This is a genomic window from Candidatus Nitrosocosmicus agrestis (genome assembly GCF_008389435.1).
GTDB lineage: Archaea > Thermoproteota > Nitrososphaeria > Nitrososphaerales > Nitrososphaeraceae > Nitrosocosmicus > Nitrosocosmicus agrestis.
In genome coordinates, this window is the sequence record NZ_VUYS01000028.1 from 1 (window position 1) to 26,059 (window position 26,059).

A 26,059-nucleotide genomic window follows, 5' to 3' on the forward strand; every position below is an offset into this window, starting at 1 on the left:
TATTTTGTATTTTGTAGTATTATACTGCTTTTCTATTTTTTCGTTATCATCTATCTGATCATTCCAATGTCAGATCCAATCTACCAGGTCAGCACTGGTGTGTTGATCGGATCTCCCTTTTTATTATTGAAATGTTAATTCGTTTAGATTTGGTCATTAATACCGTTATCATCTAATCGTTATTATTTCATGTATATTGTCAAGAGCGCATCTGGAGGTCTGTAAATCACATTGTGGCACTTGCCAACTTCATTACCGACGCCGCCTTTTGTCTTTGACGCGTTCATATCAAATTAGATATCTGATAATATTAACTTTGGCATTTCAATCACAGACTCCTCCTAATCCCCTTCAACTATGCAAAATTTGCCTTCAATTCGGTATGCAAACCTGTAGCATGCAATTTTAATAAATAGCATTTTCAATTTACTATTTTGGATTTCATAAGAACCTTGTTAAGAATTGTATATCTAAGCCCATGCTAAATCCAAATGGAATATGGTAAACAAAAGATACAGTTTAATCCTTCATTACCTGATCTTTTCATGGGAAAGTGTCTCAATCAAAATTCGTATCTCAAAATGAAGTTGAATATTATTTAAGAAAGATTCCTGAAAATGTTCCCGTTTTATTGCTTTCTTCATTTTATGTTGGGGAGAAAAAATCCGTATTTCTAAAATTCTATAATCCCGAAGATTCTAAGGTTTATTATTGGAGTGAATATTTTTACGAATCAAATAATTCCGAAAAGCATCAGCCCTATTGCTATGTTAAGAAAGAGTTTGAACTTGAAGCGATGAATGCTGCACAGAGTGATTCAGGAAAATTTAAAATTAATCGGGTAAAAAAACTGGATGATATAATTGATAAAGAGATAGAGATCCTCCAGGTATTGGCTCCGGATCCTCTTTCTATCGGCGGAACTGATAACAGTTTTAGGGAAAAGGTTCGTTCTTGGGAGGCTGATATAAAATACCATGAGAGTTATCTATACGATTTGGGTCTGATACCTGGTGCTTTTTACAAAAGAATAAACAATAATCTGATTTTCCATGAATTTGCTATCCCAAAGACCGTAGATCAATATCTAGATAAGTTATTTGATTCCAAATCACAGAAAAATACAGCCAATGATGAATACGATGAATTCCTCCTCAAATGGTCTCGGCTATTAAACCAGCCTATACCAAATATCAAGCGTGTAGCAGTAGATATCGAAGTTGATTCAGAGGAAGGAAGAATGCCAACTGCTAGGGATCATGACAGGGTCATTACTGCGATTGGGATGGCAGGATCAGATGGGTTGAGAAGAGTATATGTTCTTAAGAGAGGACCTGCAGTCGATGTGGCCAATTTGGATCCAACTATTTTTCTTTGCGATACGGAGAAAGAGATGCTGAAAAAAGCGTTTGAAATGATGAAGAACTATCCTGTCGTCTTAACTTATAATGGCGACGATTTTGACTTGCCATATCTATATGCTCGATCTCAAGATCCTGCAATTGATCCTATTGAAAAAAAACCAATTGATAAATCCATTATCCCTATCGTGATTAAGAGAGAATCGTTCATCAAAAGAGGCATTCAAGCGGATCCCGTCACATTAAAAGATGGAATTCACATCGATTTGTTTAGAACCTTTCAGAACAGATCAGTGCAAAATTATGCTTTCAGTCATAAATATTCAGAATATACTCTTCGAGCTATCAGTGAAGCTCTTTTAGAAGATTCGAAAATAGAGTTTGAGGGGAGTATTGGTGATTTATCGATTCAAAAATTAGCAGAATATTGCCTTAAGGATGCAGACTTGACTTTCAGACTCACTTCATTTAATGACAATTTATTGATGAAACTAATTATAATCATTTCGAGAATATCGAGGATGTCGATAGAGGATATAACAAGATTTGGAGTTAATCAGTGGATTCGATCTATGATGTTCTTTGAACACAGACAGCAAAACATCATTATTCCACGGAGAGATGAATTACTTGGAAAAGGCACATCTTCTACTACAGCAATCATCAAAGAAAAAAAATACCGAGGGGGTTTGGTAGTTGAACCTGAATTAGGTATTCATTTTAACGTCGTGGTAGTTGACTTTGCAAGTTTGTATCCTAGCATCATTAAGGTACACAATCTTTCTTACGAAACTGTTAATTGTCCTCATCCCGAATGCAAGAATGATATAAAAAATCTCATAGAGGGAACGACTCACTGGGTATGTGCCAAAAAAAGGGGTATGACTTCCATACTCATAGGTACATTGAGGGATCTTAGAGTAAATTTTTATAAACATCTTGCTAGGGACAATACTCTAAACAAGGAAGATAAACAGCTGTATGGAGTTATAAGTCAAGCAATCAAGGTTATTCTAAATGCTACATATGGTGTAATGGGAGCGGAAATATTCCCTTTGTACTGCTTGCCGGTGGCTGAAGCTACCGCTGCCATCGGAAGGACCACTACCACAAAAGCTATCAATAAATGCAATAAAGACGACATTAAAGTCATATATGGTGATACGGATTCATTATTTCTTAAAAATCCAAGCAATGAAAGATTAACCAATATCTCTGATTGGGCAAAAAAAGAGTTAGGCGTTGACTTAGAGATAGACAAAAGGTATCGATACGTAGTTTTTAGTGCCTTAAAGAAGAATTATCTGGGTGTTTTAGATGATGGAACAGTGGATGTTAAGGGCCTTACCGGCAAGAAATCTCATACCCCTCCCTTTATCAGGAACGCTTTTTATGAAATCTTAAATGTTTTGAGAGAAGTTTTTACAGAAAAGGATTTTGCTAATGCAAAAATAAAAATTAAAAAAATTGTACAGTCCTTAGCAGAAAGTTTGGAAAAAAGAAGCATTCCTCTGGAGGAATTAAGCTTCAATGTGATGATTAATAAATCTCCAGAAAAGTATGGTATCAGATCGCAAAATAATAATAGTCGTACTTTAGGATTGGATGGAAGGACAAAAGAGACTGATAGTGTTAAAGGTGTCCCTCAACATATAAAGGCAGCCAAGCAATTAGTTGATTTAGGTCAAGAACTCAAGGCCGGTGATATCATATCTTACATAAAGACTAAGACTAACGATGGTGTAAAACCAGTTGCCTTGGCAAACAAAGCAGAAGTTGATAATGAGAAATACTTAGAGACCATGGAAGCTACCTTCGATCAAATTCTATCCTCCTTAAATCTGAATTTTAAGTCAATAATTGGAAAACCTAGGCAATCCAATTTGGATGAACTATTCTGGAGCTAGCCATCTATTACAAAATATTTGGTGATATATTTGGAAGATAAATTAGCAGAAATCGAAGATCTGTTTATCAATCCTGAAAAAACCAAAGCAGGTTGCAGTTTTGGGGATATACCCATTCCTATTTCGTATACTCAATCTCAATATGTGGTTTTAGGAATACCGATTGATTTAACTACCACATTTGGAAAGACCACTGCCAGAGGACCCGAATCCATAAGAACTACCTCTGCGAAACAGATTGAGACTCTTATTTTTGAAAAAAATTTAGAGATTTTTGAAAAAGCACTGATTTACGACATTGGAGATTTAAAAATAGATAATTCAATATCGTGTGAAGACCTTGACCTGAAGCTTGTGCGAGAATTTTGGACTACATTTGATTCTCAAATTTCAAAGGTAATGGGTTACATTGATGAAACAAACAAAGTACCCATTATACTAGGGGGTGAACATACCATCACCTATTCCCTTTTCAAACATATTTCAAAGGATGACCCTATTCTATTGCATTTTGATGCTCACAGGGATATGAAACCTGTATACGATGGTATGGAAATGTGTCATACAACCCCTTTTTACCATCTAATAGATTCTGGAATCCTGGATGGAAATGATCTTGTCCAAATTGGGGTGAGACAAGCTGATAGAAATGAAAATGATTATGCAAAAAACAATGGTGTAGTGACTTTTGATGCTTGGTATTGCAAAAATTCTTTTGATGCTGTAAAAAATTGGATTAACAAGATTACTCAAAACAGACAGGTCTATATTTCATTTGATATTGATGTCTATGATATTTCTTACCTGCCATGCACTGGAACACCGGAACCTTTTGGACTAGATCCATTTCAAATTTCTGATCTTCTAAATAATATTAACTCAAGTGCAAGTTTGATTGGTGTGGATTTGGTTGAAACTGGCTTTAAAAACTGTGACTATAGAGAAGGCGCATTGGCCACTCAAACCTTATTGAGGATCTTGACATCGCTTTGAAAATTGTATTGGTAAAGTAATAAATATGATTGGAACCAAAGGTTCCAGTTCTACTTAAATTTTATTTTGAAATTGCTTAAGAAGCAATACGAGGCCTTTTTGACAAATTTTCTTGCAAATTAATAGGGAGGTATGGCTTTCCTTTAATCTGACTTCGGATGAGTTGTATGAATGCATTATTGTCAATAGTATAATTCTCCTTCTTTATCCTATCTCTAACTGATATCCTATCACTTTCAACTTCCTTTTCGCCTACTATTATTATATAATGAATCCATTCTGTCTCTGCTTCCCTGATCTTCTTGGAAAGTGAATCATCTCTATCATCCAAATCACATCTGATCAAATTATCCTTTAATTCATTTCGAATTTTTTCACAGAAAGGAATTAGCTCATTTTTAATTGGGATGATTCTAACTTGAGTATTCATTAGCCAAAGAGGCAAAAAGGGAGTTTTGCCTTCTTTAATTAATCGTGCCGATTTCTCTAATAATGCAAAGATAATCCTTTCAATAGCACCACTTGGGGAATTGTGTAAAATTATTGGATACTTTTTGGTTCCGTCTTCGTCAATAAAGCTAATATCATATCTTTCTGCATTTTCAATGTCAATCTGATCGGTGGACAAGGATGATGCTTTTCCTTGGTTATCCAAAAAATTAAATTCCCATTTCAAGGTAAAATAGAAAAACCTGTCACTCCACATTTCCATCATCACTGGTTTACCAATTTTAGAGACCAAAGAGTTGACAAACTGTTTATTATTTTCATAAAATTCTTTTGTAAATCTGATTGCCATCTCTATATCTTGATCCATATCCAATCCTATTTCTTCGAGAACCGAAATAGATAAATCAAATCTTTTTTCAAATTCTGATTTTGCCTGCTCAAGATCCCTGCAAAAAGCATGACAGTCAGGCATACTAAAGGCGCGCAATCTTCTTAATCCGACTAACTCTCCACTTTTTTCACGTCTGAAACTGTATCTTGTTAACTCGTACAGCTTAAGTGGAAGATTTTTGTAAGATATTTGAAAATCTTTAGTCATAAGGAATTGACCAAAACATGCAGCAAAACGTAAAAATAGTTCCTTTTGATCTGATTTTATGTTATATTGTCTTGCTGGAAATCTATTGAAATAGCTTTCCATCGAAGGATGATGCGAGTCGTACATAATAGGGGTCTCTACCTCAAGTCCACCATACTCTGATACTTTTCGTGAAACAAATTGTTCTAGTAGTGATTTTAACAGTCTTCCCTTTGGATAGTATCTCATATTACCAGAATCGGATGCGGGCTCATAGTCTGCGATTCCAAGTTTCCGCATTAGTTTGACATGAGGTGGCTGCTCTTCAACAGTCCTATTCTTGAGAATTTCATATTTGAAAAGATTTTTTAGATTATTTTCGGTTTTTCTGAAATTGTAGTCTTCATACCTGGTTAAGAGCCCGTTTGGTTCAAGGATAAACCAACTAGATTTTAGGGTTTTTTCGGCACTAAGCGCCTGTGACACACCTGCATGATCATGGTCATCTTGTCTTCCATCCAAAGAAACTAACTTTTCATTACCTATAGACGGTTCTGACTTTGATACATTGTCAAAAGTCTTTGAATTCTCTGCCATTGGATGACCCTTTACTCTAAACTCTAGCTGTTTGGTCCATCCAAAAGGTGCCCGATAAATCCTATAAGTCGAGTCTTTAAGATTGATTTTTAATTCCTTTTCGATCCTATCCAAAATTTGCATCGCTTTTTTCGGTTTTTCTAAATTGGCACTAAGGTGTGCGTATGGATACAATAACAAAGAATTGCACTTGATTGTATCGAGATACTTCTTTGTTTCATTCAAAAAATCTTCAATTATCAAATTTTCATCCCCTTTTTCCACGGATAAGAGGATGACTACAATATTCTCGAGCCTCTTTTTCTCTTTGTCAACTATAGGTTCAGCGTCAACAATCTCTTCTTTTATAGGTGTATACTCGATGTAATCAACATGAAGCTGCAAGATACGCATTACTAATATAGAATGAAAAAGGTTTGATATAATCCATACTTTAACAACTATGTTTACAAAAATAATTCTCTCACCTAGCTATTATTAAATGGTAAAGGAGTAAATTGAGACTAATATCACCTTCTCCTCGTCATTATAACACTATGAATTCCTGTCAGATTATTTTAAAAAAATAATATATGTCCTTTCCATCAAACCGAAATTTCATTAAAATCCTCAAGGTTCAACTTACAAAATGAATTTATGCTTAAGTTTATCCCAAGAGGGACCTGTGCGAATTTAGAAACAAGAATTTAACGTCAGGATTTTATTAAGAACGATATAATAATACATGAAATCATTGATATTATCTGTGAAATAAAAGAAAAGTATAATCTATAATATCATATTATTTACAACTTTGTGACAATAAAGATTCATTTATTTGACGTTAGCGATGTAATTATTTACCAGAATCACGAAAGAAATTCAAGTATGATCTTGCGTCAAAATATGAGTATAGGTTCTATACTCAGGAAGTAATTTATTTCTTATTTATACAGTACGAAAGAGCAACGTCCTTAATGCTCCTAGTGAATTCGACAATAAGAGAAATTGGATATCCCAAGAAATACAGTTATGATGTCTAAAGAGAAGGAAGAATCTCGAAATTATCAATATTTGCCAAATAACATTATATTCTGATTTATGCACTTCAAAATATAAAACATCCTCCATTTGAGTAGCAGAAAAAGATAAATACTCTTAGAAGTTGAAAAACCGTGGAGAGGGAGTAAAGTAAGATCCTGAAACCTGATTCAGGACTGCGAGAGATATTTTTTTGTTCATCGAATTTATTGATACTAATCATAGTATTTTTGGTATCTTCCTACCATCAACTATGTTTACTCGGAAGTAGATCAAGCATAATAGCTCATATTATAATTACCAAGTAAGAAGATATATGATATAGAAATAGATTAGTTTTACTAAAAACGATGTAAAGAGTTCGAATACTAATATTCCATATAAATATTTGAAGCGACAGAACGTTATCGATGGAATCTGCGAACTCACTGATGAACAGTTTGTATGAAGTTCAGACAATATTATCTTTGGTAACATTGAATATCTTAATAGTATATAGGAACTCTTGTTACCCAAAAATTATAATTTAATCACTGCTCTATTTTAATATTGAAGTCATTTAATAGTTCAAGTCGTATTATACTATAACTAAATCCGGTAGATATATTATTAAAATAGAACTACACCATGTTATCTCGTCATACAGAATTAGATGACACTGTATGTACATGGGAAGGAAATCTCAAATCGGTCTTATCTCAATTCAGGGAGAAAATACGAAAATCCCTCGGTGTAAACAGGTAACGTTCTTGTAGTCTTATTCATTTTTTCTTTTTCGATATTAGACTTTATTTAATGTTTGGACTATCATATACCTGATGAATTTAGTATGAATTTTCAACACTCACATCTTGAAAGGATTCTGCCAAAAATCTATCACAGTTAATTTTAAAATTACTTATAATCCTTAAAAATTAAAAATATTTGTAAAAAGAATCATTCTGAGTCAGACTAAATGGCAATTGTTTTCAACTTGGTGGTGGTATGTTTTAATATATCTTATTTGAGAGTAATTTTGATGGATGAACTGATATATAGACAATTACAAAAGTCCAAATTCTATCATCCAGAAGTTACAGAAGTTATCCATGAAATTAATCAGTTGGAGGGAATGATTGCCGGGGCCATCAAAGTAGTTGAAAAAGGTTTTGACATGGTATGGGATAAGATGATGTTTAATTTTCACTTCCATCACCTTCATGATGGATATGAAGCAATGGAAAGGCTGATTGATGAGAAGAATCTCAAAATAAGGTTGATAGTAGAAGCTATCCCGGAAAATATTGAACAGGTTAATTCGATAACCAATTACGAGATTAGACATTTGGATGATATTAAAAGTAATTTTGGGATATTGGATGGAAGGGCATATGTCGTTTCCATATTTAACCAAGGAAGTTCAAAACCTCAACAAGCTTTTTTTAGTAACTCTAGAACTTTTATAGACAAACAGCAAGCATTATTTGACCGGTTGTGGGAGATTGCGGTTCCGCTTGATTTAAGAAATAAAGAACTAAAGCTTAGAGAATATAGCAACATGTCCAAGACTTTGAACAAAATTGATGAAATACGAAATACGCTTTATACTTTGATGGAGACTTGTAAAAAGGAATTAATTGTATTTTCATCTATGGATATTCTGGAAAATTTGACTTGTACTGCTGCTTTCTGGCAACGGTTTACTGAAACGACGAACCGAAAAGTGCTGATCAAAATATTAACCGATCGCAGCATTTCAAAACTCCAAAATGAAGGTAATAGATTAAATAAAACTCAAACTAATTTTATTCAAATTGAGTATTCTGATAAATTGGGATACATTAACGAATGTGCGATTATAAGTGATGCCAAAGTGCTTCTGAAGATAATCAATAATGACTACGACTGTATAGATAGATTTACCGCATCTTTGACTTATGATCCCGATCAAATACTGATTCAAGAAATTTTATTTGAAAAGCATTGGAATGAAGTTGAAAATCTTGCTTTACTTAACCAACGAGTTTGAAGTAGGGTCATTGAATGATTTATTTTAGAATTTCATTCTCTTAACGAATTTACATCTATGTCTTATATAATTTGTCTGGATGATTGTGCAATGTGGAACCTAGTCCCAAAGCTGCATAACAATAGTCGTGGTAGGCTGCATGTTGTCGTCCTTGATACCTTGATTAGGATTAAACTCTAACCATCCAGCAGTGGCTTAAAATATATTGGTATAATCTAATCACAATAAAAAAGATTGCGATCTCAGAGGGAGGAGCACAAACTCCAGGTCATGTGGATCATCAAATAGTAGTGATAACACCAGTAGCTCATGAAGGAAAAGTTTGGGTAGGCGCAGCAATTTGGATCTCAACCGAACCTGTTGAGGGAGGTTTGAGGCTAGGTTGTATTAAGAGCGAGATTGATATAGATCATAACAACGTAGCAATAATTCAAACCCGAGATAGGACCTTTACTTCGGCTGGTTTAGCTTGGATTACTGCTTTTGTAGCATTTTGATCGACAAATCTCTAGCAGATCAATTGGTTTTTCACTCTAGAAACATCAGTGCCTTCAAAATCGCTGATGCAATAGAAGCAGTAGTCAAAAATCCATCCACCTCTCTATTTTTTACAACTAGGATCGAATAGTCAATCATACATGGATAATACCAAATTTTTAACTATTGTGCTGAATGACTGTTTTATCATCTGTTCTGATTTTGAACAAAATTGGGATCAACGAAAGCTCTAAGAAGTCGTTGGGTTTACCTGCCAAATGTGAATAATGATAATAATATATGTTTATTCGCAATTTGGTGAAATTATTTAAATATTTGAATCTGACAAAATCGGATAAAAAAATCTAAATCTTGATAAAAACAGGATAAAATAATATAAAAGTTATTAAAAATTTCAGCATTTATAGTAAAGATGGAATACTAATAAAAAAACCTAAAAACTAGAAATTGCTACTTATAATATGGGCGACAAACAACAAGGAGCAATAGCAGCGGTCTTAATTGCTTTTTTCATTTTTATGGCTGTTGCGGTTACTACACCAGCTTTATCAAGTAATATTTCACTACCCCAAGATCAACAGAAAATTATGACAGAAAATGAAACAGCATCAAATGATACCACTACTATCGATAATAACAATACGGGATAACTAATCAAGGAGTTATAGCGACATCAAAAAACGTGTCGGAGGAATAGCTCAAATAATAATGGAATTCCAAATTTTAATATTTTTTTATTTTATCTGTAATAGATAACTCTTCTCTACATATTTTCAATCCTCATAAATCCGATTACTGCAAATTACAATCAATTATCAATAATTCGAGGTGAACTAAAAGAAATCGGCTTTAACAAAAATCATTTTCATCATTGGACTGGTATGATACCTAAAGGTTTTTAGGTCAACAATATATTGAACTATTAGAATTATGAATTCTAAATACGAAGCATTATTTGTTGTAACTTTTTTGCTAACAATTTTCTATTTTGCAATACCATCGATATCGCCTATCAGAGTGGCTTCGGCCCAAGTTCCAAAAACTATTACAGATCCTGAGCCTTATCAGGTTAATGTTGCTGTTACTAATAATGGAAACAATAATTTGATTGGCTCGATACACGTTATATCAAGCTCGACTGGAGCAGTAAAGAACGCAAACGGTATAACCTTTCCCGCAGGACAAATTGTTACACAGATATTTGAATTTAATCAGAGTGAAATACCAAAGGGAACCGAATTTGCCGTTGAAGTGGTCTATGGAGATGATTATTCAATAAGGGCATATGGGGTTAATAACCAAGCTGATAATGTGCCAGAGTTTTTTAACATGAATATTCCCTAATTATATCTAAATCGTTTTTTGTTATTTTTTAAAATTAGCCTATTTTTTATAGGTATACTTATCCATTTTTCAAAAAAACCTATTTAAGTAACTCCGCCTTGATCCCTGATTAAAATACTCAGAGGAAGGAAACCAAGCAATATATCTTATTCAGTTATATTTTAAAATTTATTGACCAGAATAATCAATGAAGGGTGAATCATATTCACTGTATTGAATTGAATGCAACGGCTCTGTTCACTTAAGCACTCTTAATTCCCTGTTATGATAATCGACAAATAGATTTAACCAGTTTCTCACATGTTTTAGTTTACAATTCTTTCTTCTACATGGAAAGTAGTCGTCAAAGCATTCGGTTCTGTCTTTAATATACTGCATGGTTCTTTCGATAATACTTTTCTCATACGAAGAATGGATATGATGTTTCAACTTTAAGAATCTACAAGCCATTGGGTACCAGGTTCCACCATCTGTTGATACTGGATGTTTTCCGTAAACCTTGACTATGTCTGAAAGATATCGTTCGGCAACAAACATGTTTCTCTCTTTTGAGATAGTTAGTGCGAGAATTTCCTTGTTTTTTGGTTCTATGGTAATCCATAACCAGATGTATTCGGACCCTACCTTAATCAAGGTTTCATCTATACAATGAATTCCACGATCTTCTTTTTCCTTGAGGATACTTTCTTTGGATGGTACTTTTGAACCCAGTTCCAAATAGAAACATGGTTTCTCTTTACAAAACACGACAGCCTTTCTGAAACACGCCTTAATGACAGCCCAGAAAAATACAAATACATAGCGTAGTAAACAAATTCTGAAGGTGTTCTGTTTCTAGTCTCCACAAAAGAGATAAAACATCTTCAAGCTATAGATTTATCGCTAAATGAACAGAGCCAATGCAACACATATAATAAAATCCCTAATTTATCGGAAGAAGTATTTCGGCACCTATCATTACAACTTAGCTTACTAAAGTTTCAGGGTAAATCACTGCCTGAGATATTAAAACATTTCTCCTTTATTCAAATCAACTTTGAACAGTCAATCTTTAAATAAAGTTACCCAGATCGATACCCTGTAACAATTTATAATAGGATTAGTAATTGTGGCATTGATATTAAAGTTAAGCAGAAGTCAAAAGAAAAAATAATGACACCGGGTGCATTTCAACGGGTATTGAACCGATGGGTGATCCTGTCAACAAATACAATTCTTATATCGATGAGCTCTCAAAAATCTGCCGATGGTCTTTAACATGATCTTAATAAAATGTTCCCACTAATGTTGTTGCTAATAACGGATTTAGCGCAGGAGTAAAGGCTAATAACTTTCAAAATAGAGGGGGTTGAATTTGCCAAAAAGATAGGGGTTAGAATTTGTCTACCTATGTCTGTATACTACCGGATGGATCTTTCATTTGGCCCTACCTCGATGCTTTTTTATTAGTACCACAGTTAATTTTTAAAGGGTTAGATAGGGTGGATCAGATGGTAAAAATTGTTGAACTATGGTTGATAAAAAAATTGGAATGTTAAATGAAATGGAGTATACGAGTCAGTACTAAATACCGTTATATCTACAAATCAATTGAAAGATGAAACTGAAAATCTAAATGAGAATTGAGGCAAACGGGGAGTTGTATGTTACTGTACTCCATCCTATTCCCTTTTCATATTATTAACAAGTGATCCATTCTAGGGATGTTATAATAACTAAAGACTGATTCAAATTTAATTCAACCTTCACAAAAATACTATAAAAAACATGAACATATTTACACCTGATTGTTGAGTAGCATTACTTGGTATATTTTACTCCATTGACATGCATCAAAACATTAGAAGACAAATAGTCCTTTGGAAAAAGCAGCCCAGTCATAATTGAATTTCTTATCAAACTTAAATATGTCTTCAAAGAACACAATGATGAATATCTATTTTTTCACCTTGGCTGTCTGCCGCATATTCTTCTGAAGGGATCCGATATTTAGTAGGATGGTCAATATAGAAAATTGTATTCCCTATACTTTTTCACTTCTACCTTGGTTCTTATACAATAATTCTATAGATATTATTATGGTGACAAAGTTTAAATTTAAGTCTCTACCTGTAAAAAAATCATAAAATTGTGTGTTCTCCTCCATTTTCTTTTTGAGATGTTGGGAAATAGTTATATCAACACAAGATTTGATTAGTCATTTTTAACATTGTAATAGTTTTTAGTGGTGTTTTTACATTACAACTGTATTATGGTGTCTGAAAGACAGAATACTATAAAAAAATCTCATACTGTTAACATTTCTGATGCGGTCTACAATGGGCTTAAAGAGATGCTAATTGATAGGAAAACTACCCTCACAGATCTTGTAAATGATTCTTTGACAGCTCAGATAAATAGAAATACCTTTCTTAAAATGTATGCACCTCATTTGTCAGAAGATTATGTTTCCAAAAATGCAATTTTCCTAAATGATCTTAAATTGTGCAAGACCGCAATTGTCAAGATCAAGGAACATCCTGACTCTGATCTGGATAATTCTGGATTTTATGGTTATTGTGAAACTTGCGATTCTGATTCATGTATGCATGTTAGATACTGTCTGGCCTCTGCATCAATACTGAAATTAGACACACAAGGTAAAATGGTTTAAGAATTAGTGCGATATATTTTATATTATCTTTGACATTTGAGATTTTATCTCTTAATCTTAATTTGGCGTTAACCAAAATGGCGAGTGCATGGGGATCCTTATTGTAAATACGTTCTTTCACCTCATCATAAATACATTCATTTAATAACCCAGCAAAATCACATTTCTCCTCTGCAATTTCATTAGAAACTACATTTGGTTTGATATCTTCTGACTCCAATTCACGGTTATCCATATGATCGTTATTCTAACCGCAAATCAATAAAGATTCCGGATACACTAAATGGAATTATTTGTCTTGATTATTTTGATACGATTATCAAGACCTTAGGAATGTGCGCGAGTATATCTTTTACAATGAAGAAGGAGAAAAAGTTGATCAATTCTCAATCTATGTGTTGGGATTTTGAAAACACATATCGATTTATGCAAGATATGATTTAATATAGTATTTATTTTGTTAAAAAATTAAAATTGAATATACTAGATTACTATTGGTCTCTGAGCATGAAGATAATCGAGCTGGTTTATCCAGAGAAATAGTTTGATTTAATTAAAACATAATCTTGTTTGATAAATGTTATTCAATTTTATATTTTAAAATCCCCTAACATAAAGATATTAAAAATTTGAATATTATAGGACCTTAAAAGATTTTGGTGAATCAGTGATATAATTCCTACATTTGTTCCTATACTTAGAATAGAACATGGTTGTCTAACTTCATCTTTCAAATAATCATTTAAAATAAAGTTTACTTCACATTTAAAACATTCAAATTCTTGCGTTTGATAAAACTAATCTACATTTTAATATTAATTCTATATAATTTTACAATTATGGTCAAATTTAGCATAGGATTATCAAGATGGTCGATTAAAGAGAGACAATGTTCTTATTTTGACTGAAAATATATCATGGCAAGAAATTTCATTAGTTAGACTTGCCATTGGATTCAAATTGTAATTAGAAAAGAATCAATTTTCTTCTGAACATATATTTTAGTTATCCAAATATTGTCAAACAGACATGAATGATGCGCAATTCTAATTAAATACTAAAAAGACATTTTTAGGAAATGATGAGATAAATTGTTACACTGATATGAGAAGCCAGTTGATATAAAATTGTAAGATTTTATTGAATTGATGTAATTGTGTAATATCTGCAAAATCATTATATATCTTGAAAATCAAGAATATTCTCCGACAGCGTTAGTACTTCTATACTTCAAAGTAAAAAGGATGCACCCTGACGGAGCCAAGTAAAACACCACAAAAAGTGTTTTATTCACACTCAGAGGAAATGGATAACTACCAAACAATGGTATCTTAAATGAGTCTTCATTCTATTGGAACTAGACCTCCGATTGCCAGAAGGGTAATATTGCTTGGTTTCCTTCCTCTGAGTATCTTAATCAGGGAGCAATTCGGATATTCAAGGTTATTTTCAACCGGATAAATGTAATCAGATTTTTGCTCTCACACCATTATAAATTTTTACCAGTGGGATTAATAACCGTAATAATTTCAATTTATACAGTACCTTTATTTTTCATTTTATTTTCTATTAAGTTTTAGATGCAATGATTCAGTGATTTTGCATTAATGGCTTACATTCTAATTCACTCATAAAGACATATTTGTCAAAACTTATATAGTTATTTGACGTATTATAAAGTGCTAAAAGGTACTCCGAACTTTGATGCACTCCATAGTCTTGCTAGGGTAAAGGGATCAAGAGAAATAATGAATTAACTTAGATACTGAGCATTTCTTTATCCTAGTTTTTTTGTTATTATTTTTTGATTTTTATTCTAGGACCCAAGGATGATGCAGTACCTATGAATGACGGATGATGCTGGAGGACGAAAGAAGGACAAAAATGTGACCTTTTTCATAACTCAAACTACGTTTATTTGTTAAACATACTAAAATATCCATTTTTCTCTTGTGTTTATCCATTTATAACTCAGGTTTAAGCAAAAAATTAAGTGTCTAAAAGATTGAATATTTATGATGAAGTATCTATCAGTGTTCTGAGTCTATTCATGGAATATCGAACGGTTTAGAACCTAAACCTAGAGCAGTAAGACAACTTAAGTCTAGTACGACATTGATGCTAGCAAAATATTGTACAAAAACACTGATTACGGAATTTTGGTTTACCTTTCTGGAAATTTACTCAAAATCATTCAAAAAATAAAAACTTCTCTTGCGGGTATCTAATCACGTTAGAACCATCACAGTATCAACTAATTTATTCTTGAAGATGTGCTATATTGTCGTGGGAATATCCGATTTTGTTTTCGCATCTTCATTTGATAATTCGCAGGAATACTGTACTTATGATAATCCCGTAATTCTTCAAAATGAGGATTACAGTTATTCCTTGATGTTTATTCTTTCCCGTCAATCACAGCTACTCAAGCAATTATCTTTCTCAAATATTGAGGATTTGATTGTAAGAGTCATTTCTCACGAAACTATACACGTTGTAATCGGTAAACTGGAAGGTCGCGATACCTCAGACAAACTAGATGATTTGGAGATAAATTTTAGTTTTGATATTGGCAGGACTCACATTATCCGGATGAATTTTCTAGGTTATGCTGACGATGACACTGGACTGGTAACTTCTATGTTATAAAATCGGTTATTTTAAAATCTCTTGATTCCTTTACTGATTTTAATATTTCTTTTTTGATATTAATTTTGTGATCTATGGACGAAAATTGTTGAATAAAATTTATTTCTTCATCGAGTAAAAAATAATCTGTCGAAAAGACCTGGTTGAAAATTATTTTTTGATTAATGGATTGCAGAGTTTTTAGGTTTTTCTGAAATCTACTAAGATTTACTTTGTCGATGTTATTTATCCCTAGGGTTCTGATGATATCTAGTTTACTGATATTTAGTAAACTATCTGCAATAATCCTGTTAAATCGATTTAGCAAAACAAAATCATTGGTGAGATCATCATATCCAATAAGTGTAGAAGGAAATAATTTTACCACCTTACTCTTATTCATATGTGACGCATGGTTACTATCTAATATTACAATAGATCTTCCAAAAGAAAGAATTGCGTTTATAATTTGGTTGCCGAGCCGGTCGTCTAGTTTGTCTTTGTTTGATTTAATTTCAATAGGGAGTATTACCAAATTTTGAATTTTTATCTTGTATTTTTCTGAAATGCGTTTGAACAAAATTCCCCTTGTATACAAGTTCTTTAAATTATCGTCCAACTCAATAGCATTTGTAGTTAAAGTCTTTGGGGAAAATCTGTTTGTTATTACGATTGCCAAAACAAAATCAAATTTTCTGTTCAACGCTTCATTTTTTACCTCTAGGTATTTGAAATTCCCGTTATAATCGAAACTCAGTAGATTATTTTTTGGGTTATTGTTTAAATATTGTAAAAACCTTTTCTTGAGTTGGATCTCGTTCATTTTTGCGATTGCCAAATGTCATTTGTGGATTCATTCAATTCGTTATTTTACATACCCTCTTCATCTGTTCTATAAATGCTCCCAATGACTTTAACATTTGACTTTTATCATCTGAGAAATCAGAAACAATTTTTGTCAGACTGCTTCCTATTATTATACCATCCGCCCCTGCTTCTATCATTTTTGCTGCATCTTGAGCACTGCTAATCCCGAAACCAACGGCCAATGGTTTACCTAGTTTAGAGGTCGTCGTTAATGTTCGTCTTATAGAATCAAATGTATACTTTTCGAATTGGTTACGTGAGCCTGTGATCCCGTAAACTGAGACCATATAGACAAAACCTGTCGAAATTGACGTTATTTTTGCTAGTCTTTTAGAATCGGTATTAGGTGCTGCCAAGAAAACAGTGGCCAAATTCAAATCCTCGGCTACTTTGAGATAATTCTCTGCTTCTTCAAATGTCAAATCGGGCACAATTAACCCGTCAACTCCACAACTTACTGCTGTTTTTAAGAATTTGGCGTCTTTTCGAGAAAAAATTATATTTGAATACGTCATTACCAATATTGGTACCTGACTGTACTTTGATTTAATCAAATTTATCATTTTGAGGCAATCATCCGGAGTAACATTTTTTTCAAGTGCATGAGCAAAGGCTTTTTGAATGATTGGTCCGTCTGCCATAGGATCTGAGAATGGGATACCTACCTCGACTATATCGGCACCATGTTCGATAAGATTCTCGATGATCAAACGGGATGTATCAATGTCAGGGTAACCGGCAACAACGTAAGTAATTAGTGCTTTCTCATTATTTTTTCTCAAATCCGAAAATTTTGATATCACTTTATTTATTTTTTCTTTCATTTTTAAATACCTGCGTTCTAAGAAACATCTAGGAGAAGCTAGTCTCTTTGATAAATTTTTGAATAATTTGCAAGTCTTTGTCCCCTCTTCCAGAAACAGTAATGACTACATTATCATCCTTTTTAAAGTCATTCGCATTCTTCATTAGATAAGCAATTGCATGAGAAGATTCTAATGCAGGGATTATTCCTTCCGTTTTTGATAATTCAAGAAATCCTTTTATCGCTTCTTTATCTGTAACCCTTGGATAGAATGCCCGTTTTGTATCGTGTAGATGAGCATGCTCGGGGCCAATTCCTGGGTAATCTAAACCGGCAGAGATACTATGAGCCTCCCTTATTTGACCATTATTATCTTGTAAAAAGTAACTTTGCATCCCGTGAAATATACCAGTTCTGCCTTTTGATATCGTGGCAGCATGATACTCTGTATTGACACCTTTACCACCTGCCTCCACTCCTATTAATTTTACATCTTTGTATTCTATAAATGGATGGAATGTTCCTATGGCATTACTTCCACCACCTACACAAGCTATAACTGCGTCTGGCAAGCCTTTTGTTAGCACGTACATTTGTTTTTTGATTTCTTTTCCAATTACACTTTGAAAATCCCTTACCATTGTGGGAAATGGATGGGGACCCATTACAGAACCAATTAAGTAATGAGTATCATTAACATTAGCTATCCAATCCCTTAAAGCTTCATTAATGGCGTCTTTTAGTGTCTTTGAACCTGACTCAACTGCGTGTACAACGGAATTCATAATTTCCATTCTAAAAACATTTAGTTGTTGTCTTTCGACATCTTTAGCACCCATATAAATTTCTGATTTCAATCCAAAAACAGCACATGCAATTGCTGTAGCAACTCCATGTTGGCCTGCACCTGTTTCTGCAATTATACGAGTCTTGCCCATTTTTACAGCTATTAGCGCCTGACCCAAAGTATTGTTAATTTTATGAGCACCACTATGGAGTAGATCTTCCCTTTTCAGAAAGATTTTAGGACCATTTAGCTTTTTGGTAAAGTTGGCAGCAAAATATAATTCTGTCGGTCTTCCAGCAAAGTTTTTTAAAAGGTATGAAAGTTCTTTCTGAAAATTCTTATCTTTTTTTAATTTCATATATGATTTTTCTAATTCCTCTAGCGCTGGTACAAGAGTTTCTGGCACATATCTTCCACCATAAATGCCAAATTTTCCAGGAACCGATTTTGTTTTCAAGCCGTTGAAAATGAAGTAGCTACTTAACTATTTAATATCTATCGATTGAGGGAACTAATAATTTCCTTTATCCCGTCTGCCATTTTTTCAGTATCCTGCATCAAAGATGTACCTACCAAGAATGCATCAGCGCCGGCGGCTAATAACTTTGCAATGTCTGAACCCTTGTGTATGCCGCTCTCTGAAATTATCACATTCCCAGATTTTGGATTTTCAGCTAAAATATTCTTTGTAGTGTCAAGTGAAATTTCAAGAGTGTCCAAGTTTCTGTTATTGATTCCAATCAAATTCTGTTGCTTGTATTTCTTATTCATAACCATTGCCTCCTTAAATTCATCAGTGGTATGCGTTTCTAAAATAACACCAAGACCAATTTTCCTTGCACGTTCTATTATTGTTTCCAAAGTTGATTCGGTCAAATTCATATCAAAAATTGTTTTTATTAATAAGATGTAATCTGCGCCGGCTTTCTTTGCAGCCTTTAATTGAATTTCACTAACTACAATATCTTTCATTAATATGGGTAAAGTCGAAGCTCTCCTGGCTTTATACACATTAGTAATGGAGCCATTGAAAAGGAACGGTTGTGATAGAACTGAAATACCCGTGGCCCCAGAATTTTGCATTACCTGAGCGATACTTTCAACCGTAACTTTCATCGGATCTGCCAAGACTCCTTTTGACGGGGAAGCGTACTTTATCTCAGTAATTATCGGGATATTTTGACATTCTATTATTCTGTTTCTTAAATCTATTGAATCATGATGCAAATAATCTCTTTCTTCTTTGTTTTCATATGCTCCGTCATCAATGGCTCTATAGGAATTTTTGACCAATGTCCTCAATAATGACTTCTTCTGAGAAAACCTGACCCTTTCAGTTTCCATTTTTATTTTTAATATTTATAGATTGGGAATTATGAAATTAAATCTAACTAACCGTAGAAATTTATATATCTGTCCTTTACTTTACTTTCTCTTTGATTTTTCATTATTCCAATAAGTATGTCCATACAAGTGTTCTCTGTAATTTGACCAAAAGCAACTTGAGCAGCTAAGCTTCGAATGTCTAAATTATTTTCGATGAATGCCTTCATCCTAGATAAAGTATCAGATTTTTCAATCAAACCGTATATTCTCAAAAGGTGATAATTTATATGAATTTCACTTGCTTCTTCGTAATCAACGCTATAAATATCTGAAATTTTTAAATTGAGAGCCTTTTCCTTTTCTTTTACAATATTGTTGTGCAAAATGTCAATAGCACTTTTTCCTTTTGATATAACTCTTCCTTCTATTCCATCCACATTATTCTCTTTTCCAACATAATTCTCTCCGTTATCAAAAGAACTCATTATGATATACTAATTATAGGTGAAATGCCATAATAAACTTTCCATAAGGTAACATTTTCATTATTTTTATTGGTCCCATACCTTCGCAAAAACACTTAATTATGTAAGATTCAATTTTACTCTTCTATATATTAATTATGAGCAATTCTCCAAAATTCATATTTGTAACCGGTGGGGTAATGTCTGGACTCGGTAAAGGTATCGTTACATCATCAATAGCAAAGCTTTTACAGGTTTGTGGATTGCGAGTGTCATGTGTTAAGATCGATCCATACCTAAATTTTGATGCTGGAACCATGAATCCGTTAACCCATGGCGAAGTTTTTGTGACGGATGATGGTGGAGAATGCGATATGGATATCGGTAATTATGAGCGCTTTTTAAATACGAGTCTAAGTTCCAGACATAATCTAACGGCCGGCCGAATTTTCTCAAATGTACTAAAATTAGAAAGGGAAGGAAAATACCTAGGTCAATGCGTTCAAATAATTCCTCATATAACAGATGCGATTAAATATGAATTGAGAAATATCTCTCGGAACGAAAAACTGGATGTGCTAGTTGTCGAATGCGGTGGGACTGTGGGTGATATAGAGAGCCTTCCATTTCTTGAGGCACTGCGTCAAATTGAACTTGAAGACGGTAGTTCAAACACCTGCTTTGTTCATGTTACGTTGGCACCAGTTCTTGATGCAGTAGGTGAGCAGAAAACTAAACCAACACAGCACAGCGTCCAAGAACTGAGGAGAATAGGCATCCAACCAAATATCTTGGCTGTGAGGTGCAAAACACCTCTCACGAAGGAAACAATAAGAAAAATTTCATTATTTGCGAGTATTCCAACTGATTGTGTTATGTCAAGCCATGACGCTGCATCCATTTACTCAGTACCGGAAATGTTGTTTAAACAAGGTATTGTCAATGTGATATCACGTAACTTAGATCTTAAAGCAAAACCGAAAATTACAAAATGGAATAAAATAGCTAATTCGTTTCTTGACACCAATGGGATCGTAAAAATTGCAATCGTGGGGAAATATGTTGATCTTAAAGATAGTTACGTAAGTGTTGTCCAAGCGTTACTACATGCAGGTGCAAAGTTTGGTAAGGAGATAATAATTGAATGGATTGATTCTGAAAGATTTGAAATCAAATCTCAAAACGATTCGGAGAAAGAATCTGGTAAATTAATTGCCGATCAGCTGAAACAGTTTTCAGGTATTCTCGTACCAGGAGGCTTTGGAAGTAGAGGGAGTGAAGGAATAATTAACACTTGCCAAGCTGCCAGGTCTAATAATATTCCGTTTCTTGGAATATGTTTTGGGTTTCAACTTGCTATAGTTGAATTCGCTCGGAATGTGTGCGAAATTAAAAGTGCAAGCTCTACCGAATTGGACCCTGAAACCAAAAATCCGGTTGTGCTATATATGCCTGAGCAACTCGACATAAAAGTTCTCGGTGGGACCATGAGACTGGGCCTTCACGATATATTTCTCAAGCCAGATTCAAACGCATTTCAGATTTATGGTCGAAAAAAAATCCAAAAGCGACATCGTCATAGGTATGAGTTTAACCAAGACTACTTGGATTTACTTGAGAAGAGGGGAATGAAGTTTACAGGTTCATCTGATGATGGGAGAAGAATTGAAGTATTGGAAATACCTACCCATCGCTTTTACTTTGCGATACAATTCCATGGTGAATTTCAGAGCCGCCCCGGGCTGCCTGAGCCTGCTTTCGAAAGCTTTGTAAAAGCCTGCATAACGTAATTTTATCTAAAACTCAAATTTTTAATTCATAAATCTTTTGCCGGGCATCTCGAAGGGATATTTTCTTCTTTACATATCCACGGTTGAGTAAGTGAGAAAGGGATAATCTAATAGTTCGTTCTGGTAACATAGTCTTATTTATCAAATCTTTTTGAGTCATGGCCCCCTCGTATTCTAATGTTTTGAGAATCAGCTTTGCACTGGGAGGCATCTTTAACAGATCTTCGGCATATTTTACCTTCTTCTCTATAATTTGTGCTGCTGAATAATTGTTATTCAAGGTAACCAATCTGGCCGGAAATTCGTGTTTGCGACATTGCAATTTATCTGTAATTTTCACTCTAGAAGTCCCATCAAGTATTACTTCGCAATGATGACTTGATGTAATATCAACGATTTCTACAATGCTGTCATCGGATACAATCAAGGGACGTCTTGTATTATCTAGGGAGTTTACTGACACGACAACAAAAACGTGTGAATTTTGTAGAACAATTGGGCCACCAGAAGACATTGCATATGCTGTTGAACCAATTGGAGTTGCCAATATCACTCCATCGCTATTGTCGTGCCAAATATCTTTATTGTTTATTCTAAGAAAATGCTCCATTAAAATGGCGCTCTTATTTGAAAAAATCGCAACATCGTTCAAAACTGGCTCAGTTTCCTTTCCATCAACCATCACAGCTAATCTTTCTTCCTCTCTTATCTCATAATTGCCAGATTTTAACGAATCTTTTATCATTGATATTCCCTTTACATCAATCTGAGCAAGGAAGCCAGTAGAATTTGATTCATAAAGTCCAAGAACAGGTGCAGATTGTACTGATGTCTTGTGAAAATAATTGAGAATCCCTCTGTCGCCTCCAGGTACGACTACCATGTCGACGTCCTTTGCAAGTTCTTGATTTGAGCTGTTCATAATTACTGTTTGAATATGAAATTCTTCAAAAGTTTTAACGACCTGGCTTAGAATGGTTGAATCCTTACCTGTAAAGCCTGACAAAGCAATTCGCATTATAGTGAATCATTGTTAAATTGAGGTAATTTAATAAAGTTTGTTTTTTCTTACTGTAGTTTAATCTATTACCTTAAATTTGACTGTATTATACACGTATGAAGCATTACGTTCAATTTGATTTTTCCTAGGTGGAACTTTTTCAAGCCCAGTTTTTTTTGATTGAAGGGCTGCGATTACAGAACCAGCGCCGAAGCAGATTGCCCATAAAGGATCCTTTTCCTTTAAATATGCACAGGAAAAACCAGCAGCTAAAATATCCCCAAGTCCGGTATGATCAGGACTATCGAGTTTTTTGAGATTTATCGTATATAAAATATCTTTATTCAAAAAAAGGATGTTGTTACTATACGTTGAAATTATGAATTGGATATCAAATTTTTTTTTCAATATTTTCATCCCATCTATTGATGAGATTCCTCCAGTAAGTGCTGATAATTCTTCCTCATCTGCTTTGATAGCTGTTACCCCAGCAAGATCTAAATCCAATTTTGTTAGGTTATAAACAGAATTAGATTCAGTTACCCTCCTAAGAAATCCTTGTGGATCGAACATTATAAATTGGTTATTTTTATTTTTTATCATAGCAGATAATGTTGTAACAGATATTTCATTAAAAACAGGGCTAATTACAATCCCATCAAACTCTGGTATATCCTTTAACTCAATTGGGGAACATCTATTTAATAAAAAAAGATCTCTACCGCCGCTCATCCTTGATACAAGTCGAAATCTTGTAGTGGGCATTTCTTTATCAATCTGACTACTCTTCAGAATAACATTGCATGCCTTAAGTGATTCTAACATTGGTAAAATGTCACCTCCTGCTTTCGTGGCTGGAGTCGCAGCAAAGCCAAAGGTTTTAGCTAATAGGGATCCATAACAAACTGGCCCTCCTAAACTCTCGGAACTCTCTCCATTTGCGTTAATTATCTCATCCAACACCACATGGGAGGCAACACACAATTTCATGACTACTTTAAACTTTCAAATTTTTAAAGGAACATAAGAAGCTTATCATAAGATTTAAAGGATGGAAATAGTTTCAAAATTATTGGATGCCTAAAAAAAGAACTAGCAGGGGTAGAGCAAAAGGCGGTAAAGGAAGTTCAGGTACGGTACATTGTAGTCAATGCGGCGCAATGGTTCCACGAGACAAGGCCAAAAAAATCACTGGAAGGATTACTTTGGTAGAGCCCCAATTAGCAAAAGAGTTGAAATCACAGGGTGCTTACATAGCTCCATCGACGGATGTTAAATTTTATTGTGTATCATGTGCGGTACATCGAGGTATAGTTAAGGTAAGATCAGAGAATGATAGAAGAAATTCAGGAAAGTTAGGATAGAAATAATTATTTTGGGCCCGATTTGGTTAGATTACAATACCAAATCAAATGCTTTTATGCGATAAATTGAATTCACTTAATATTTACAAAGTCAAATTGAAAAGAAAATGGTTGAATGCTGGTTAACAAAAAGAATATTATTGTTTGTTTTCTGATTCTTTGTTAGAGGAGTTATCTAGCTTATCTGGAGATTTTTTCGAATTTTCTGAAGGCTTTTGTTGTGAATCCTCATTTGACTTCTGGTTTGTATCAGATTTTTGTTTTTGACTAGATTCTAGAAATTTTTTATATCGCTCATCTTCTTCCTCCTCCGTTCCAAAGACAATTTGAGCAACATTTCTTCCAGTTTCATTTGGATCAGTCTTGTCCAAATACTGAGCTTTGGGTTGGGAAGTCTGAGTTTCGGATTTTGGTGGTGGAGCAGTAGTTGTAGATGGTTTTGGTGGTGGAGCAGTAGTTGTAGAAGTAGTTGTAGATGTAGTAGGTTTGGCAGATGGTTCTAATTTTTTATTTCCTGATTTATCTAGGTAATCACTTACGTTTTTTGTAAGTTTGGAAAGTGATGTTGGAGGTTCGTTCAGCCTAGATGTCATGGTACCAGATGATGATAATCTGTCAACATCATGAGTCCTTTGAAACATGTCTTTAAAAGTTTGTAGGGAAAATAGCGGGGTTCCTAGTCTTGCCGACACCACTTTGAGTCGTTCCAATACTGTTATCGCTGACAATACTGCTATAATCCAGAGTGCAACGGACATATTATCTTGAAATGGAATAAAACCAAGGATTGCGATTATCAATATCCTCTCAGCTCTTTCTGCAATACCTTTGCCTTTCAAATCCACGCCTAATCCATCGCCTTTGGCACGAGTATAGCTGACTAATAGTGATAATGACAAAGCAACCAATACAAGAACCGGATTTGTAAAACTACCGATCATTATACCTACAAACACGATGATTTCAGATACCTTGTCAATTACTGAATCTAAATACCCACCTAAGGGAGTAGTTCTATTTGTTACTCTGGCGACAGCACCGTCTATCGCATCAAAAAAGCCTGCTATTAGCAGGAATATTCCTCCTAGTATAGTGGCAGTATACCAATCAACTCCGATCGCTGGAGAATGTAAGGAAAACATTATAGCAGATATTATTGAAAGAAGTAAACCTATCCATGTCCAAAAGCTTGGTCCAAATCCTAAGTTTGCAAATCCTAGCCCTAATTTTTCAAAAATGGGATCAAATTTATTTCTTAAATTGTTAAGCACGTAATAATTTGACCCGTCTCGTAATATATAACCTTTTACTATCTTATTTATATGAAATCACTGGATCAGCATATTTCTAAAGAATGAAGAATTTAATTAATATAATAATATTGAGAAATTTAATTCGTGCTGATTGTTTCTTAATTCTTTAATAATTTATAATTTGAGTATCACTATATTTGTCAAACGAAAATAAGTTTAAAAATTTCCTAAGTAAGCCAAACAAGGTAGTTATTATTGGCCTTGGTCAGCTTGGGCTTCCAGTTGCGAAATATGTCAAAGAACATGGCTTTGATACTTATGGTTATGATATCAATCAAAAGGCCATGCAATCAGCTGAAACCAACTA

The 26,059-nt window shown here is 33.9% G+C and carries 22 protein-coding genes; 11 read left to right on the forward strand and 11 right to left on the reverse strand.

Annotated elements, in window-relative coordinates:
• Positions 1–553 precede the first annotated feature (553 nt).
• Entirely contained in the window at positions 554–3,268 is a 2,715-nt protein-coding gene (locus tag F1Z66_RS14075; protein ID WP_201448666.1) for a DNA-directed DNA polymerase I, read from the forward strand.
• Positions 3,269–3,298: 30 nt separating this feature from the next.
• Positions 3,299–4,261 (forward strand): arginase family protein, encoded by a 963-nt coding sequence (locus F1Z66_RS14080; protein WP_159357663.1) that lies wholly within the window; start codon positions 3,299–3,301, stop codon positions 4,259–4,261.
• Positions 4,262–4,337: 76 nt separating this feature from the next.
• Here the strand turns inward: F1Z66_RS14080 and F1Z66_RS14085 are convergent, their stop codons facing one another.
• A complete protein-coding gene (locus tag F1Z66_RS14085; protein ID WP_149864266.1) occupies positions 4,338–6,278 on the reverse strand; it encodes a threonine--tRNA ligase in 1,941 nt (646 codons plus the stop codon).
• A 1,645-nt stretch (positions 6,279–7,923) separates the two neighbouring features.
• On the opposite strand from F1Z66_RS14085, the gene F1Z66_RS14090 reads away from it, so the two are divergent.
• The 4 genes from F1Z66_RS14090 to F1Z66_RS14105 all read left to right on the forward strand — a co-directional run bounded on the left by F1Z66_RS14090 (position 7,924) and on the right by F1Z66_RS14105 (position 10,755).
• A complete protein-coding gene (locus F1Z66_RS14090; RefSeq protein ID WP_149864267.1) occupies positions 7,924–8,913 on the forward strand; it encodes a hypothetical protein in 990 nt (329 codons plus the stop codon).
• Positions 8,914–9,185: 272 nt separating this feature from the next.
• Entirely contained in the window at positions 9,186–9,410 is a 225-nt protein-coding gene (locus F1Z66_RS14095; protein ID WP_149864268.1) for a hypothetical protein, read from the forward strand.
• A 462-nt stretch (positions 9,411–9,872) separates the two neighbouring features.
• Positions 9,873–10,061: a hypothetical protein gene (locus tag F1Z66_RS14100; RefSeq protein WP_149864269.1), complete on the forward strand. Its 189-nt coding sequence runs from the start codon at positions 9,873–9,875 to the stop codon at positions 10,059–10,061.
• A 280-nt stretch (positions 10,062–10,341) separates the two neighbouring features.
• Complete coding sequence (locus tag F1Z66_RS14105) at positions 10,342–10,755, forward strand: hypothetical protein (RefSeq protein WP_149864270.1); 414 nt, start codon at positions 10,342–10,344, stop codon at positions 10,753–10,755.
• A 237-nt stretch (positions 10,756–10,992) separates the two neighbouring features.
• Here F1Z66_RS14105 and F1Z66_RS14110 read toward each other — a convergent pair whose 3' ends face one another.
• Positions 10,993–11,472, reverse strand: a complete 480-nt coding sequence (locus tag F1Z66_RS14110) for a DDE-type integrase/transposase/recombinase (protein ID WP_195907550.1) — start codon at positions 11,470–11,472, stop codon at positions 10,993–10,995.
• A 1,534-nt stretch (positions 11,473–13,006) separates the two neighbouring features.
• On the opposite strand from F1Z66_RS14110, the gene F1Z66_RS14120 reads away from it, so the two are divergent.
• Complete coding sequence (locus tag F1Z66_RS14120; RefSeq protein WP_149864273.1) at positions 13,007–13,408, forward strand: hypothetical protein; 402 nt, start codon at positions 13,007–13,009, stop codon at positions 13,406–13,408.
• On the opposite strand, the gene F1Z66_RS14125 is transcribed toward F1Z66_RS14120, so the two are convergent.
• Complete coding sequence (locus tag F1Z66_RS14125) at positions 13,347–13,643, reverse strand: hypothetical protein (RefSeq protein ID WP_149864274.1); 297 nt, start codon at positions 13,641–13,643, stop codon at positions 13,347–13,349. The two genes, F1Z66_RS14120 and F1Z66_RS14125, sit on opposite strands and share 62 nt — an antisense overlap.
• A 2,051-nt stretch (positions 13,644–15,694) precedes the next feature.
• Between F1Z66_RS14125 and F1Z66_RS14130 the strand changes: the two genes are divergently transcribed.
• Positions 15,695–16,057: a hypothetical protein gene (locus F1Z66_RS14130; RefSeq protein ID WP_149864275.1), complete on the forward strand. Its 363-nt coding sequence runs from the start codon at positions 15,695–15,697 to the stop codon at positions 16,055–16,057.
• Here F1Z66_RS14130 and F1Z66_RS14135 read toward each other — a convergent pair.
• The 5 genes from F1Z66_RS14135 to F1Z66_RS14155 all read right to left on the reverse strand — a co-directional run bounded on the left by F1Z66_RS14135 (position 16,047) and on the right by F1Z66_RS14155 (position 20,306).
• Positions 16,047–16,739, reverse strand: a complete 693-nt coding sequence (locus F1Z66_RS14135; RefSeq protein ID WP_149864276.1) for a hypothetical protein — start codon at positions 16,737–16,739, stop codon at positions 16,047–16,049. The two genes, F1Z66_RS14130 and F1Z66_RS14135, sit on opposite strands and share 11 nt — an antisense overlap.
• Before the next feature lie 154 nt (positions 16,740–16,893).
• Complete coding sequence (gene trpA, locus F1Z66_RS14140) at positions 16,894–17,727, reverse strand: tryptophan synthase subunit alpha (RefSeq protein ID WP_149864277.1); 834 nt, start codon at positions 17,725–17,727, stop codon at positions 16,894–16,896.
• A 28-nt stretch (positions 17,728–17,755) separates the two neighbouring features.
• The gene (gene trpB / locus F1Z66_RS14145; protein ID WP_149864278.1) at positions 17,756–18,952 is read right to left on the reverse strand and encodes a tryptophan synthase subunit beta; all 1,197 of its coding nucleotides are present in this window, start codon (positions 18,950–18,952) and stop codon (positions 17,756–17,758) included.
• A 38-nt stretch (positions 18,953–18,990) separates the two neighbouring features.
• On the reverse strand, positions 18,991–19,797 hold the full coding sequence (locus tag F1Z66_RS14150) for an indole-3-glycerol-phosphate synthase (protein WP_159357660.1): 807 nt from the start codon (positions 19,795–19,797) through the stop codon (positions 18,991–18,993).
• An 89-nt stretch (positions 19,798–19,886) separates the two neighbouring features.
• Positions 19,887–20,306, reverse strand: a complete 420-nt coding sequence (locus tag F1Z66_RS14155) for a hypothetical protein (RefSeq protein WP_149864280.1) — start codon at positions 20,304–20,306, stop codon at positions 19,887–19,889.
• 137 nt (positions 20,307–20,443) lie between these two features.
• On the opposite strand from F1Z66_RS14155, the gene pyrG reads away from it, so the two are divergent.
• The gene (gene pyrG / locus F1Z66_RS14160; protein ID WP_149864281.1) at positions 20,444–22,075 is read left to right on the forward strand and encodes a glutamine hydrolyzing CTP synthase; all 1,632 of its coding nucleotides are present in this window, start codon (positions 20,444–20,446) and stop codon (positions 22,073–22,075) included.
• 13 nt (positions 22,076–22,088) lie between these two features.
• Here pyrG and F1Z66_RS14165 read toward each other — a convergent pair whose 3' ends face one another.
• Together F1Z66_RS14165 and F1Z66_RS14170 are read right to left on the reverse strand one after the other, a co-directional pair.
• Complete coding sequence (locus tag F1Z66_RS14165) at positions 22,089–23,093, reverse strand: NAD(+)/NADH kinase (RefSeq protein WP_149864282.1); 1,005 nt, start codon at positions 23,091–23,093, stop codon at positions 22,089–22,091.
• A 60-nt stretch (positions 23,094–23,153) separates the two neighbouring features.
• Positions 23,154–24,065, reverse strand: coding sequence for a PfkB family carbohydrate kinase (locus tag F1Z66_RS14170; protein WP_149864283.1), 912 nt, complete (start codon positions 24,063–24,065; stop codon positions 23,154–23,156).
• Between the two features lie 86 nt (positions 24,066–24,151).
• Between F1Z66_RS14170 and F1Z66_RS14175 the strand changes: the two genes are divergently transcribed.
• Entirely contained in the window at positions 24,152–24,439 is a 288-nt protein-coding gene (locus F1Z66_RS14175; RefSeq protein WP_149864284.1) for a 30S ribosomal protein S26e, read from the forward strand.
• A 137-nt stretch (positions 24,440–24,576) separates the two neighbouring features.
• Here F1Z66_RS14175 and F1Z66_RS14180 read toward each other — a convergent pair whose 3' ends face one another.
• On the reverse strand, positions 24,577–25,710 hold the full coding sequence (locus F1Z66_RS14180; RefSeq protein ID WP_149864285.1) for a CDP-alcohol phosphatidyltransferase family protein: 1,134 nt from the start codon (positions 25,708–25,710) through the stop codon (positions 24,577–24,579).
• A 179-nt stretch (positions 25,711–25,889) separates the two neighbouring features.
• On the opposite strand from F1Z66_RS14180, the gene F1Z66_RS16490 reads away from it, so the two are divergent.
• A partial coding sequence (locus tag F1Z66_RS16490; protein ID WP_438502950.1) for an NAD(P)-binding domain-containing protein occupies positions 25,890–26,059 on the forward strand: 170 nt, incomplete at its 3' end.